This is a genomic window from Siminovitchia sp. FSL W7-1587 (assembly GCF_037963795.1).
In the GTDB taxonomy this organism is placed as follows: Bacteria; Bacillota; Bacilli; order Bacillales; family Bacillaceae_C; genus Siminovitchia; species Siminovitchia thermophila.
Genome location: NZ_CP150169.1, coordinates 3,897,564 through 3,911,912, shown reverse-complemented (window position 1 = coordinate 3,911,912; position 14,349 = coordinate 3,897,564). Strand labels below are relative to the sequence as shown.

12 protein-coding genes and 1 pseudogene are annotated in these 14,349 nt (G+C 39.3%); 4 read left to right on the top strand and 9 right to left on the bottom strand.

Annotated features, from left to right (window positions below; translation table 11 throughout):
• The first annotated feature begins 177 nt into the window (after positions 1-177).
• A complete protein-coding gene (locus tag NST31_RS18395; RefSeq protein ID WP_339162506.1) occupies positions 178-2,298 on the top strand; it encodes a sigma 54-interacting transcriptional regulator in 2,121 nt (706 codons plus the stop codon).
• Positions 2,299-2,472: 174 nt separating this feature from the next.
• On the opposite strand, the gene NST31_RS18390 is transcribed toward NST31_RS18395, so the two are convergent.
• From NST31_RS18390 to NST31_RS18360, 7 genes are all read right to left on the bottom strand, one after another.
• The gene (locus NST31_RS18390; RefSeq protein WP_205178326.1) at positions 2,473-3,606 is read right to left on the bottom strand and encodes a C45 family peptidase; all 1,134 of its coding nucleotides are present in this window, start codon (positions 3,604-3,606) and stop codon (positions 2,473-2,475) included.
• 336 nt (positions 3,607-3,942) lie between these two features.
• Positions 3,943-5,412 (bottom strand): MDR family MFS transporter, encoded by a 1,470-nt coding sequence (locus NST31_RS18385; RefSeq protein ID WP_205178328.1) that lies wholly within the window; start codon positions 5,410-5,412, stop codon positions 3,943-3,945.
• A gap of 15 nt (positions 5,413-5,427) precedes the next feature.
• Positions 5,428-5,730 carry an MFS transporter gene (locus tag NST31_RS18380; protein ID WP_328799758.1) on the bottom strand — a complete coding sequence of 101 codons (303 nt, stop codon included), beginning with the start codon at positions 5,728-5,730 and terminating at the stop codon, positions 5,428-5,430.
• A gap of 513 nt (positions 5,731-6,243) precedes the next feature.
• The gene (locus NST31_RS18375; RefSeq protein WP_339162503.1) at positions 6,244-6,936 is read right to left on the bottom strand and encodes an ABC transporter permease; all 693 of its coding nucleotides are present in this window, start codon (positions 6,934-6,936) and stop codon (positions 6,244-6,246) included.
• Positions 6,937-6,968: 32 nt separating this feature from the next.
• Entirely contained in the window at positions 6,969-7,892 is a 924-nt protein-coding gene (locus NST31_RS18370) for an ABC transporter ATP-binding protein (protein ID WP_328799759.1), read from the bottom strand.
• A gap of 106 nt (positions 7,893-7,998) precedes the next feature.
• Positions 7,999-8,934 carry a sensor histidine kinase gene (locus NST31_RS18365; RefSeq protein ID WP_205178334.1) on the bottom strand — a complete coding sequence of 312 codons (936 nt, stop codon included), beginning with the start codon at positions 8,932-8,934 and terminating at the stop codon, positions 7,999-8,001.
• A gap of 1 nt (position 8,935) precedes the next feature.
• A complete protein-coding gene (locus NST31_RS18360; protein ID WP_205178336.1) occupies positions 8,936-9,631 on the bottom strand; it encodes a response regulator transcription factor in 696 nt (231 codons plus the stop codon).
• Positions 9,632-9,855: 224 nt separating this feature from the next.
• Between NST31_RS18360 and NST31_RS18355 the strand changes: the two genes are divergently transcribed.
• The 3 genes and pseudogenes from NST31_RS18355 (at position 9,856) to NST31_RS18345 (ending at position 12,039) form a co-directional block, all read left to right on the top strand.
• Positions 9,856-10,674 carry a TrmB family transcriptional regulator gene (locus NST31_RS18355; RefSeq protein ID WP_205178338.1) on the top strand — a complete coding sequence of 273 codons (819 nt, stop codon included), beginning with the start codon at positions 9,856-9,858 and terminating at the stop codon, positions 10,672-10,674.
• Between the two features lie 86 nt (positions 10,675-10,760).
• Positions 10,761-11,261: pseudogene (locus tag NST31_RS18350) on the top strand (LysE family transporter).
• Positions 11,262-11,322: 61 nt separating this feature from the next.
• The gene (locus tag NST31_RS18345; RefSeq protein WP_205178340.1) at positions 11,323-12,039 is read left to right on the top strand and encodes an alanyl-tRNA editing protein; all 717 of its coding nucleotides are present in this window, start codon (positions 11,323-11,325) and stop codon (positions 12,037-12,039) included.
• A 400-nt stretch (positions 12,040-12,439) separates the two neighbouring features.
• On the opposite strand, the gene NST31_RS18340 is transcribed toward NST31_RS18345, so the two are convergent.
• Positions 12,440-13,528, bottom strand: a complete 1,089-nt coding sequence (locus NST31_RS18340) for a HAMP domain-containing sensor histidine kinase (RefSeq protein ID WP_205178343.1) — start codon at positions 13,526-13,528, stop codon at positions 12,440-12,442.
• Positions 13,525-14,247: a response regulator transcription factor gene (locus tag NST31_RS18335; protein ID WP_205178345.1), complete on the bottom strand. Its 723-nt coding sequence runs from the start codon at positions 14,245-14,247 to the stop codon at positions 13,525-13,527. Before NST31_RS18335 ends, NST31_RS18340 begins: the two co-directional genes overlap by 4 nt.
• Between the last annotated feature and the right edge of the window lie 102 nt (positions 14,248-14,349).

The following is a 14,349-nucleotide window of genomic DNA, read 5'->3' as shown; positions in this document are numbered from 1 at the left end:
TTCATTTAGTAGGAGTTTTCTTTAATCTCCTACTGAATGTTAGTTGAACCAATCGGGCATTTAGGTGCCGTTTTCTACCACTTAGACCTTTTGTATCAACTCAGATTTTGAAGTGGGAGTCTTACGGCACCTTACATGCGGGATAAATGAGACATGAATGGGGAAGAAGGTGTCATAATGAAAGTGAAAAAAATCCTTTCTACAAACTTCATTTCTTTATCCAAACACCACAAGATAAAAGATGTGTTAAGTTTATTTTTAAAAAAGCATCAGGATATTGCTTGTGTCGTAGAAAAGCGCCGCCTGATCGGGATTGTGACCAAATATTCATTATATCGTTTGCTCTTAACGACAAACGACATTCATCACCCCGTTAAAGAGGCCATCATTTACAATCCCATCACATTAAATCAAAACGATAACATTTATCGTTCAAGAGAGAAGCTAGTGAATCTGAAAGTCGCCCATGCCGTCGTTGTTGATGATCGCAACCATGTTGTCGGGATTATTTCCAGAGCTAATATATTTCAAGGACTCGTGGCGGAAACACAACATTTATCAAAGAAGTTAAATAATTTAATGAACAACCTGCAAACGATGATCATTTCGGTCGATCTAAACCTCACGATTACAACCCTTAATCATTCAGCGAAAAAAATCATTGGATCATCGAACGAAAATAGTATTGGTACACATATTGGGCATTTTCTTCCCGAGCTAACGCAACATATTGTAGATGTCATTCAAACAGATCAATTAATCGACTTTGAAAACACCGTGATCAACAACACCACATATATCAGTTCTTTTATCCCCATTAAAGCGTGGGGACAAATAAACGGAGTCATGATCGTTTTAGAAAATGTTTCAAAATATGAAAAAATCGCCAGTGAATTGGAAACAACAAAAAGAATTGAAAAAATGCTCGACAGTGCTTTGGAAGCCGCCTACGACGGCATAGTCATCACAGACCCAAACGGAAAGATCATGAAAGTGAATCAAGGCTTTTTAGAATTACTGGATTACCACCATGAGAATGAACTAATCGGAAAACCGATAGAAACCATCGCTCCTGAAATACCAAGCGAAAAAAGTATTAAACAAAGAAAACAAATAGAAGGTGAATACATACATATCAACGGCTATAAATCTGTAGTGACGCAAACACCGATATATCGAAATAATGAAAATATTGGAATCATCATTAAAATCATCTTTAGACAACTAGAATTATGGAAAGATTTATTTCATCACATGGATCGGCTGGAAACAGAAATATCTTACTATCGGAGCAAATTAAAGGAAGTCTCCGAACAAGAAGCACATTTTAATCACATCATTTCATCCAGTCCACTCATTCAAAGCTTAAAAAGTAATGCTCATGTTGCTGCCAAAGGATTTTCTAATATATTAATGACAGGTGAAAGCGGGACAGGAAAAGAATTATTTGCCCAAGGTATTCACAATGCTTCCGGCAGAACGGGACAATTTGTCAAAATTAATTGCGCCGCCATTCCCGTTGACTTACTGGAATCTGAACTTTTCGGTTATGAAGAAGGAGCCTTTACGGGGGCAAAAAAAGACGGCAAGGCAGGAAAATTCGATCTTGCCAATGAAGGGACGCTGTTTCTGGATGAAATTGGAGATATGCCGATTTCTTTACAAGTAAAGCTGTTACGTGTTCTTCAAGATAAAAAATTCGAACGGATCGGCGGCACAAACACCATTTATACAGATGCAAGAATCATTTCCGCGACTAATAGAGATTTACTTAGTATGGTACAAGCGGGAACATTTAGGGCAGATTTATATTATCGAATTAATGTCATTCATCTACACCTTCCGCCATTGAGAGAAAGGAAAGAAGACATTCCCTATCTTTGTGACTATTTTATCCAAAAATTCAATCAGAAAATGAATAAAAAAATTCGCGGGGTCACACCCGAAGCATTGCTCATGTTAAAAGACTATCATTGGCCAGGGAACATAAGAGAGTTAGAAAATATTTTAGAGCGTGCTTTTCACTTTTGCAATAAACAATGGATTCTTCCCGAGAATATACTTCTAGATCTCCCAAAAGAAAGAAAAACAATTAAAGCGGAAAGCAATCATCATAAAAACAACTTGTCCAATGCTAAAAAAATAATGGATGATACGGAGAAAAAACTGATTATTCAAGCCCTTACTACAGCAAACGGAAATCGAACAGAGGCCGCCAAACTATTACATATTAGCCGCTCTGCTCTCTATTACAAGATGAAAAAATATCATATTAAAGAGTTAAACGATTTCCATTAGCGGCTTTTTCTTTTTGATGAACATGATGATTTTTCCACCTGTTACTTGGTGGCTTTGGTTCAAGACAAACACTTATCCCAAACAAAAACGGGGAACCCATCATGGGCCGCCCCGTTTTCTTTCCCACGCAGTTCACTCCAGTCCCTCTATCCAGTAGCCCGCTTCCGCAAACGATTAATAAATTTCTCTCCAAAATTGCTCTGGATTCTCTATTTTCACATCATCATATTCGCATACAATCTCTTCAAGACCGATTGGCGCGTCAAAATCAACTTCATACCAAGGATTTTTGTCTGGCGGACCAAAGCTAACCTTCAGGTTTTTTTCAGTTATATCAAATACCATGCTTCTAAGTGTACCCATTCCACTGGAATAAAAATGGCAACAGGGACCATCTGGATAGCATGTAGAAAGCAGCTTCCTTATCTTTTCATCATTCAAATAAGGGGCTTCTCGCAATAATGAATTCCACACGGAAGAATAACGCATTTCGGAATGCCAAAAATGATATTCATCAAATTCTTTCATTTCTGGGCTTGTATAGTGATTGGTGGCGACTAATACATCACCAAAAGGTTTCCGTTCGGAAATTCTTTTCTTGTCGGTTGAAAAACTTGCCACCTCAAAAACAGATGCATGATGCGAAGCATCTGCTACTAAAAAGTTCGCATTCGTACACAACGGGATTTCTTCAAGCAAACATTTCGCTTCATAAACATCTTTACAGCGGTCTAAAATGGCACGAATGGCAACCCAAAACTCGCAGCCGTTTCCAGCGAGAGGTTTCAAGTAGGCGGTACTGGACATGGAAACAACGAGTCCATATTCATTCATGCCGTCCATTCTGCCCGCATTTTGCAGCGAAAAACCAATATGCTTTGGCTTTCCAGTTACCCGGGTAATGCATAAGCTTCTTTCATCCCTTACGAAATATTCATAGCTCCTTCCCACATAAAAATGTCCATCGCTCGTGTTTGAAGGGAGCACCGCAAATTGGCAGCAATGAGGAGAGTCGTGATATGAATTCGCGTAACCAATTATTTTTTCGGATTCTATCCCTACTACATCAGCAAACCCTTGGATTTCATCCACAAAACCGGGACATATTTTATCTATTAACATCATTCTCTTATGGGCAATTGCCGGAGATATATAGTCCCGTCCTTCCATGGGACTAATAAAATAAGAGATATCTTCCGGATAATTCTCTTTTAAAGTAATGGCCCGCTGTTTTCCTACCTCATAATGGCTTCCCTCAGCCACATGAATGTCAAATATCATAGGGTCTTTTTTTTCATTATTCAGCATATCCTTGCATCCTTCCTTTATCATATTGTTTTTCAAAATCTCTATACGAGATAACGTCATCCTAGCATAATAAAAAAATTAGGTCTATTGCGAAAAATAAAAACAGGCACATATAGCATAAAAATAAAAAAGCTGAAATGTAACAGTCTATAATGGTGACCTACCCTTTCATCCGCGAATAAGAAAAACACTCCGATCTCTGTCAGAGTGTTTCCCAGCACCCACCCTCTTACAACATTCTTTTTGCTTCTGTACCATCATGATCGATCCAACTCTATTAGAAAAACGCAATCACGTGATGACGAGATACTGAGTTGTTTCACACAATTATATCGATCATTCAGCAACATCTTTTTCCGATACGGCACGATACACAATAAACGCCAAGATCACCGCTGCTACCGACATCATAAAAGCAATGAAGTATACGAGTTCAACCCCAGCCACCATCGCCTGGTGAATAGTGGCGGAATCCTGGGGATTATTTGCATGTTGCAAAAAGTGAAGCTGTCTTGTGTTCATGATGCTAATAAACACCGAGACGCCGATAGCCCCGGCCACCGGCTGCAATGTTGTCATCACGGCAGTCCCATGCGGATACAAATGTTTTGGCAGCTGATTTAAGCCATTTGTCTCCGCAGGCATCATGATGGCCGAAACCGATAGCATCAATAGAATATACCCAACGATGACTACCCATAGAGGCGTATCCGTATGTAATCTGCTCATCATCAACATCGTTCCGCTCAACACAATCGTGGCAGGGATCATCAACACGCGCGGGCCAAATTTATCAAATAAATGACCCATGAACGGCGCCATTGCCCCATTCAATATACTCCCAGGCAGTAAAACGAGTCCTGCGGTGGCTGCCGTTAAAGCCAGCGGTCCTTGCATATAAATCGGTAAAATGATTTCGGAAGCAAACATGGCCATCATAATAATTAAGAACATCAAAACCGCGTGTGTATACATCGGGTATTTAAAAACCCTTAAATTCATTACCGGTTCATCCAGTTTTAGCTGTCTGATGGAAAATAAAGCGATACCTACAACTCCGGCAATGATTGGAATATAGACAGTTGCGCTGAAAAATCCGCCCTCACTTTCTCCCATCGCGCTAAACCCATAAATAATGGCGCCAAATCCAATGGTTGAGAACGCAATGGACGGGATATCAATCTTCGGTTTCGTCACTTCCGACACATTCATGAGATATTTATAAGCAAATGCGATCGAGAATAAAGCGAATGGAATCACAATGATAAATAAAAAGCGCCATCCCAAGTATTCTACAATGACACCCGACAAAGTTGGTCCAATAGCAGGAGCAAACATCATGACAAGACCGATAACCCCCATCACCTTTCCTCGTCTTTCCGGCGGAAAAACCAATAAAAACACATTAAAGATAATGGGCATAAGCAATCCTGTTCCAGCAGCCTGGATTAAGCGTCCAACTAATAAAATCGGAAAAGTGGGCGCAGCAGCACTGATGACTGTGCCAACCGTAAAAACGATCATCGTCCCCAAAAATAATTGTCTAGTTGTGAACCATTGCAATAATAAGGCAGAGACCGGAATAACGATCCCCATCACCAACATGAAACCTGTAACCATCCATTGGACTGTTGGCAACGAAATGTGAAATTCTTCCATCAACGTCGTAAGGGCAATATTTAATAACGTTTCGTTTAACAGCGCAAAAAAAGCACCCACGATCAAAGAGATCATGATCGGCATTACTTTTACATTCGGATCGTCAGCCAGAAACTCGTACTTTTTCATTTGTTGATTGTCTTTCATACAAATCTCCTTTATTCAGTAAAAAATAGGCATAACCCATCCTGTTCCGGCAGCCTGGATTAAACGTCCAACTAATAAAATCGGAAAAGTGTACGCTGCAGCACTGATGACTGTACCAACCGTAAAAATGAGTATCATCCCTAATAATAATTGTCTAGTTGTGAACCACCATTGCAATAATAAGACAGAGACAGGAATGACAATCCCCATCACCAACATAAAACCTGTAACCATCCATGGAAATGTCCGTAATGAAATGTGAAATTCTTGCATCAACGTTGTAGTAAAGGCAATATTGAAGAGCGTTTCGTTTAACACTACAAAAAAGCCCCCACGTTCAAGGAAATCATAATCGGTATTACTTTTACATTCGGATCGTCAGACAGAAACCCGCATTTTTTCATTTGCTGATTGTCTTTCATACAAACAAAGCTCCTTTATTCAATAAAGTGAAACTTCATTCAGTAGAAGTTTTCTTCCATTAGTTGAACCAATCGGGCATTTAGGTGCCGTTTTCTACCACTTGGACTTTTGTATCCACTCAAGATTTTGAAGTGGTGTATACGGCACCTTACATGCCGGATAAAGTGAAACTTCATTCAGTAGAAGTTTTCTTCCATTAGTTGAACCAATCGGGCATTTAGGTGCCGTTTTCTCACACTTAGACCATTTGGTATCGACTCAGGTCTTGAAGTGGGAGTCTTACGGCACCTTACATGCCGGATAAAAAGTGGCAGGTCCACTTATATTGTTAAAAAAACAAACTCGTGCAGATTCAACAGCTCTCTCTTGAGTAAACACCCGCAACAGCCAGTACATGAGATCCGCGCATTAAATCATATCGACCTTTTCGATATTTCTGATTGACCAAAAGGCGATGACAATGCCGATCACCGCAAGGAAGAGCGGAATATAAACAATGGAAGCTGTAGAGAAAACTGGGTTATGCGAACTGATAAGAGAAACGATTAAAATAGACGATATTATGGTTGTCGGAACCGAATATTTGCGCATTCCGAAATATAGCGGGATTAAACTGGTTCCCGCTGCAGCAAACGCGAACGTGACCATACTCAACAGTTGTTGGCCTAAAGCAGCTGTAGAAAAGGTTCCCGGGATAAACTCAAAATATGAATCAAAGACGATAATGGAAACAAGCACAAACACATTGGAAATGAAAATCGTGATAAAAGTTAATAAACCAATGATCCATAATTTGACTACTATAAACTTCTTCCTGGGAACGGGATATGTAAAAAGGACATTGGTTGTTTTATTTTTAAATTCTTCAATAATGAACTTTGTAATTAATACTGCGGCAAAGATAATAAACGTAGCCCTTACCAACGTACCCGCAATTAAGAAAGCTTCATCATAGCTTGAAATCCCGACGTTTCCTTCCAGTTTTTCTACATAACCGATGCAAACGAGCAATGCTGCAATAAGGATGTTCGCAATAATGACTCCCTTCACATACCATCCTAATTTGAATTTCTTTAATTCCAATTTCATTAATGTAAACAATGAACAATCACCTCGTACAATGTGTAATCAATTTACCCGGATGTGCTTTCTTCTTTGTTGATTAATGCCAAAAAATATTCTTCCAACGAAGTTACTTGTTTATTGATGGATTCAATTTCGATCCCATTTAGAATCATTGTCTTAGAGATGTCTGTTTGGGATATACCTTGCTCATAAATACGAATCATTCTTTGTTGGATAATTTTAAAATTGGTAATCTGCAGCTTATCTTCAAGGACAACACATGCTTGTGTCGGATTGGTTGTCACCAACTCAATATATTCCGTGTTTTCCCCTTTTAATTTCTCCATAGACACTTCGGTAATCAATCTTCCCTTGCTTATCACTCCGATCGTATCGGCCATTTGCTCGATTTCAGCCAATATGTGACTGGAAACTAACAACGTGATCCCGTACTCTTTGCATAGTACAAGAAATAAATGTCTGATCTCTTTGATCCCGATGGGATCGAGCCCATTAATCGGTTCATCAAGAATCAACAATTCCGGCCTGGTGATAATGGCTCTGGCGATGCCCAGCCGCTGCTTCATGCCGAGTGAAAATTGCGAGATGGATTTGTTGTCGACATGTTTTAAATTCACCATGTCCAACGCTTCTTCAATGGCATGATGATGATGGTAACCCATGTATTCACAATGAAGCTCCAAATTTTCCCTAGCTGTCAATTTTTCGTAAAAAATGGGATATTCAATCATGCTGCCCATTCTTCCCAACACGTCATATGACGAAGATGTTAGCACTTGACCAAATATTTCAATCTCTCCGGATGTCGGCTTAACCAAGTTTGTCAGCATTTTCATGATAGTTGTTTTTCCGGCGCCATTTGGTCCGAGAAATCCGTAAATTTCTCCTTTCTTAATATTCATGCTGACATTTGAGACAACTTCTTGTCCTTGAAAACATTTCGTCAAGTTGCGGGTCTTAACGATATACACACAGTTCATCCTTCCTGACTCCATTCAGTAGTTTGGTTGCTGCTTTCTATCTTAACAACCGGCTGTTTCTTTTTTCTTTCTGAAACCTTAAGAATTTCTTAAGTTGTCAATAGGTAAATCGCTTGAATGTGATTGTAAAGGTTGTCTTTTCATTCGGTATACTATGCAAGTGTATTTTTCCGTTCATTTTTTCCACAAGCCTTTTTGTAATGGTCAATCCCAAACCGCTTCCTTGAAATGCTTTGTTTCTTGACTCTTCCAATGTAAACATTCTTTCAAATACTTGATCCTGCTCTTGCTCCGCTATCCCCTTTCCTTTGTCCCACACTTCGACATATACCTGTTTATCGTCATAGAACAAAGCTAAGCCAACCACATTCCCGTCCCCGCCATAGCGAATGGCATTGGACAATAAATTGTGCAAAATCCGATCCAGGGCCTCCTTATTGCCCAATACATATACGGGCTCCTCAGGGAGTTGGAGATCCACTTCAAGGCCATTTGCTTCTACAAAATCATAGAATGAAAGTATATTTTGTTTACACACTTCAATCATATTGATTTTTGTTAATTGGATTTGTTTATCGCCGGATTCTAATTTGGCCAGGTCAAAAAAAGCATTCATGAATTGAATGATTTCCAGCGTTTTTTTCTCGACATGGCGCAATCGCCTTTCCCTTTCTTTTAGAGCGATGTTTTGATCATTTTTCAGCGTTTCGATATAGCCCAACACAACCGTTAATGGCGTTTTTAAGTCATGTGAAATGTTTGCCAACATTCTCTTCATGGAGTGTCTTGATTTTTCAAACATGGCCCTTTCACGTTGTTGCTTATCTAATAAAAGATTGATTTCTATCAATAACGCTCTCAATTCTTGATCGTCTGTCAGCAATAAAAGTTGCTCTTTGGAATCCTGGCTTAATATACTGTTGATTTTTTTGGCCATATACATTAGGTGTTTATTCCTCGTTTTCTTTTGTTGCTGTTGTACAATGATAAAAGCAACCAATACACATATAATGGCCAGCAACACAACGTTCATGTTAAAACTCCCCAAGCCTGTATCCAATGCCCCAAAGGGTCTTGATATACTTTGGATTGGATGGATTGTCTTCTATTTTTTCCCTCAACCGGCTTATATGCACATTAATAATGTTTGCATCCCCATAATATTCTTCATTCCAAACAGACCGGTATATTTGCTCTTTCGTAAATACTTTTGTTGGATGCAAAACAAATAGCTTTAATATTTCCCATTCTTTTGATGTTAATTGAATAGATACCCCATGTTTGCTGACAAGGAAATTGTCCATATCAAGCTCAAGCTCATGAACGTGAATAATCGGTTGATGAACATTCTCTTTTTTACTGGAATAACCGGCCCTTCTGAGTGCGGCTTTTACCCGGGCCAGCAGTTCGATCATCGAAAAGGGCTTAGCGATATAATCATCTGCGCCAAAGCCCAATCCCAGCGCTTTATCGACATCACTATCTTTGGCGGATAGGATCAGAACAGGAACGAGACTCTGTTCCCTTATTTCTTTTAAACAGTCCATTCCATTCATTTTCGGCAACATTAAATCCAAGAGAATCAAGTCAAAAGAGTGTGTATAAAACAACTTCATCGCTTCTTCTCCATCAGATGCATGCAGCATACGGAAGCCCTCTTTCGTTAAATACGTTGTAACCATTTCACGAATCGACTCGTCATCTTCAATAAGCAAAATATTTTCCTGCATCGTTACATGCCCTCATTCCACAAATGATCTACATTAATTTTACTACAAAAATAACAATGATTTCGCAAACTTTACGAAACCACCATGATTACAGGTACCATTATTTCCCCATGTTTTAGCATGTTGCTTTGTGAATTAGTTGTCCGACATCTGTCTGCCATTGACAACATGATACACCTTCATTATAGTCATAATAGATATTACTACTATATAGGAGGGGTACCTTGGAACATGTTATAGACAAATTTGAAGAGATTGGTTTTTCAAAGAATGAAGCAAAGGCTTATATGGCACTGCTCGCAAAGTCCCCATTGACTGGATATGAAATTAGTAAAAAAAGCGGTGTTCCCCGATCAATGGTTTATGCGGTAGTTGAAAAATTAGTAGCAAAGGAAGCGATCTTGGAATTACGAACCGATCCACCGACTTATGTTCCAATACCTGTAAAAGAACTCGTGATGAATCGAAAAAAACAAGCGGAAGAAACCTTTGATTTTTTAGAAAGAGAACTGAGCACTATTGAAAAACCGGTAAAGGTCGAAGTCATCCAACATTTAGAAGGTCGAAAATATATTTTAAATGCTATGAAAAAACTAATGAACGGTGCATATGAAGAGATTTGGCTTTCTTTATGGGAAGATGAACTGGGGGATTTACAAACGACTGCAGAAACACAATGTAAAAACGGAAAAGAAATGTATTCAGTGCTCTTTACAGATCAAGAAACGGACTCTTTCGGCAAATCTTTTTATCATCACAAACATACCTCTACGATTGAAAAACAGCGAATGGGGCAAAGATTATCTATTGTGATTAGAGATCATGAAGAAGTATTAATTGCAGGTTTTATAGATGGCCAGATTCCACAAGCCATTCAAACGAAAGATACGATGCTCATTCTTTTAGCAAAAGAATATATACGCCACGATATGATGATGAAAATAGTGGGCAACAAATTTGGCCATGAACAGCTTGATGCACTTTGGCGTAAGGATGACTTATGCAATTACATTGTTCAGAACGAGAAAAAGCAAGGTGAATAATAGTGTATGCGGAAGTTTTTTTGGTGGGGATTTTAGCCGGGTTATCTCCTGGTCCGGACTTTGTTGTCGTAGTGAAAAACAGTTTAATGTTGGGGAGAAAAAACGGGATCTTCACGGCATTGGGAATTTCTTGTACACTTATTGTCCACATTACTTATACCATTTTAGGGTTTACGATTTTATTGGAAAAATGGCCGATGCTCTTTCAATTCGTTAAACTTCTTGGCGCAGGATATTTACTGTGGTTAGGTTTTCAAGGTATTCGATCGCGGGCAAAACCTGAAGCTTCTCCTGTTGTCTCTTACCAATCTGCGGCACCAACTACATGAAGGAAAAGTTTTTGGCAAGGATTTTTATGCAACGTCTTAAATCCCAAATCTGCCTTGTTTTTTCTAAGTATTTTTTCACAATTTATAGATGCAAATACTTCGGGGTGGTTGAGATGGATTTATGGCGGAGAAATCATTTTTGCTGTGAGTCTGTGGTTTATTTTGCTGGCAACACTGATTTCCAATCGTTATTTTCGAACATTTTATCAAAAACATATGCATTGGTTTGACCGCGGACTAGGTGCCATGCCATGTTAATGATTTTTGGAGTGATCATTGGCTACACGACAGTTTCATATATTGCAGAGGAGGTTGTCATTTGGCAGTAGAACTATATGTAGAAAATAGCTTTCTGAAAGAATGTCAAGCCAACATCGTTTCAATGGATGGACGGTTTGTCTCATTCAATCAAACCATTTTTTACCCGGGAGGAGGCGGCCAGCCATGCGATAAAGGGTTGATGCAACAGGAGGGACAAGCTTACAAAGTCGTAAACATTAGAAAAGAAAATGGAGAAATTGTTCACGAGCTTGATCGCCCATTACAAAGTAGAAGTAGTCCAGTAATCATGAAGATTGATTGGCCTTGGCGGTTTCGAAATATGCGATATCATACATTATTACATGTGATTGCCGGATATATTTACCAACATTACAAAGCATTGGCTACGAGCAGCCACATTGAAAAAGAGTATGCCAGAATAGAGTTGGCTTTTCCAGCCGATGTAATCGAAACCGTTCCGTTTGAACAACTCGATCAATCGCTTAAAAACGTATTAGCACAACCGCACGATGTTCATACTACAATCATTAGCAGAAAAGAGGAGGAGAAAAAGGAAGGAGCTATTAAAACGGTCATCAACCTTTTGCCACAGCAACTTCATAAAATTAGAATTGTTCAAATTGACAATATCGACGAACAAGCCTGCGGAGGAACGCATGTGAAAAACACAAAAGATATTGGGGATTTTTCTATCATAAAAATTCAAAATAAAGGCCCTAAGAAAAAAAGAATAAAAGTGAAACTCATTGACTAAGCTGGCGTGTCAATGAGTTCAGTAAGGCAACCGTTGTGCCTCCAAAACACTGGCCCTATGGTTAGGATACGCGCCCCTTTCCACTCATGGCGAAGCTGCTGGAAAGGGCTTGTGCTGCAAAGTAATATGGCCTGTTTCTGAATAGGAAACTGATCTAGATGTAGCCAATTGAATCAAAAAGGAAAGCCATACCCACTCTTACTTGCGGGTATAGATATAGTTAAAAAGGGCCTTAATGTTCGCTGTCACTTTGGAAAATATGCGCATTTTTAAAATCCTGCCTGCATGCACTCACCCTCGACTTTAAATGGTGTGTCACCTTTCCCTATTCCTTTGTTATTTTGCTTGCCCATAACGCATGTCAGCCTGTTACACTTATATGTAAGCTTCGCTTTCTGCACTATTTTACAACCGGTAATGTTATAGTGAATGTTGTACCTTGCTGTAGGGCACTCTCAACTAAAATCGTGCCTTCATGCGCTTCAATCAAACTTTTCACAATCGCCATGCCTAAGCCTGTTCCTTCAGAATTATGTTCGGTCGTCGTGCCACGATAATAACGATTAAATAGATTTTGTTGTGTTTCCTCTGTCATCCCTACCCCGTTATCTTGGATACGTATCATTACCACATTTTGTTGTCTTTCAATCGTTGTTGAAATCATGACAGGTTGTTCATTATGGATGACTGCATTCAAATAAATATTATGGAGTGCCCGCTTTAATAAATGCGGATCAAATGTCATAGCTGCATCCTGTATTTCCGTTTGCAATTCAAATTGGTGCTTTTGTGCGCGCAAATCATTGCTCGTATCGGCTATCACATGTTGAACAAACGATACTATATTTTGTGTTGTTGTACGAATGGGTACAGACTGTGAGCCATCAAAGCGCAGCGCTAAATTCAAGTCTTGCACTAGTTGCTCCATATGCGTCCCCTTATCATCAATTTCTTGAATGAAATTTCGCTGTTCCTCTTTTGACCACTCATAATCAGGATTTAATAATAATGTGGAATAGCCTTTAATATAGGTTAAAGGTGTTTTCAAATCATGTGAAATGCCCGCAATCCAGTCGCGTTTCGCTTCCTCCACTTGTGCGCGCTCGACCTTTGCTTTTTGCAATTGTGCCCGCATATGATCAAGTTGAGTGATCACTTCTTGATATACGCGAAAGCGCATTTTAAATTTCCCTTTGCGCTTATACACTTTATGCCGCTCTTTAAGGGGTGAAAAGTCTTCATTCTCAAGTTGGCCAATCCATTTCATCACGAGTAATAAGGGGCTGCCAAAATACCAGCCGAACCATATGAGCCATACGACTGTAACAAAGCCAATAACAACCGCTACAAACCATTCATAACGTTCATCGCCAAACCCCAGCTTCGGCAAAATTCCTTCCATCGCAAGTGGAACAATAAACGCCAGGAAAAATAGCCAAAAGACAAAGCCCAATAATAAATGCTGAATAAAGCGTTGTTGGATTTTCATGAATCATCACCTGTTGGCGGAATAAATTTATAGCCAATCCCTCGCAAATTCACGATAATACTTGGCTTCCTCGTATGATCACCCAACTTTTTACGCAGCTTTGCGATATGAATCGTGACGGTTTTTTCTTCCCCAAACACATCTTCTCCCCATACACGCTCATAAATTTGTGAAGTCGTAAACACGCGGTTTGGATTTTCACAAAAGAAATGCAGTAATTTCAGCTCTTTGGCAGTAGCTTGAACGATTTTCCCATGCACAGTTAATACAGCCTTATCTGGTGAAAATGTGAATGTGTCATATATATAGCTTTTCATTTCAGGTTGATCTGCTTTTTTTTCGTATACACGCTGACGGCGTAAAATCGCCCGTATTCTTGCCACAACTTCCAGTGGATTAAAAGGCTTTGTAATATAATCATCGCCGCCCACACTGAGTCCGGTTAATTTATCAAAATCACTGGAACGCGCGCTAATAAATAGAATCGGTGCTGTTGTTTGCTGACGAATAGCTGAACATAATGCAAAGCCATCCCCGTCTGGCAACATGACATCCAACAAAATAACATCGAAGTTTTGACCCGTTATCGCTTGCAGCGCCTCTGCTTTCGTTGACGCTGTTGTAATATGTGTAAAATGCTCTTTTTGCAATGTGATGTCAAGCATTTTTAAAATGCCCGCTTCATCATCCACTATTAAAATGTTTGCATCATCTTTCATGCGTTTCCCTCTCTTCTCTTTCTATCCTAACAAGTTTTTTCATCCATACCTATCCTTTTCAGTAAAAATTACTTACATTTTCCTGCTTATTTACTTTCTTTT

Coding starts and splice junctions, on each gene's coding strand:
- NST31_RS18385 (WP_205178328.1), bottom strand. CDS start 5,412: ATGAAAGACAATCAACAAATGAAAAAGTACGAGTTTCTGGCTGACGAT.
- NST31_RS18395 (WP_339162506.1), top strand. CDS start 178: ATGAAAGTGAAAAAAATCCTTTCTACAAACTTCATTTCTTTATCCAAA.
- NST31_RS18360 (WP_205178336.1), bottom strand. CDS start 9,631: ATGCAGGAAAATATTTTGCTTATTGAAGATGACGAGTCGATTCGTGAA.
- NST31_RS18335 (WP_205178345.1), bottom strand. CDS start 14,247: ATGAAAGATGATGCAAACATTTTAATAGTGGATGATGAAGCGGGCATT.
- NST31_RS18365 (WP_205178334.1), bottom strand. CDS start 8,934: ATGAACGTTGTGTTGCTGGCCATTATATGTGTATTGGTTGCTTTTATC.
- NST31_RS18340 (WP_205178343.1), bottom strand. CDS start 13,528: ATGAAAATCCAACAACGCTTTATTCAGCATTTATTATTGGGCTTTGTC.
- NST31_RS18390 (WP_205178326.1), bottom strand. CDS start 3,606: ATGCTGAATAATGAAAAAAAAGACCCTATGATATTTGACATTCATGTG.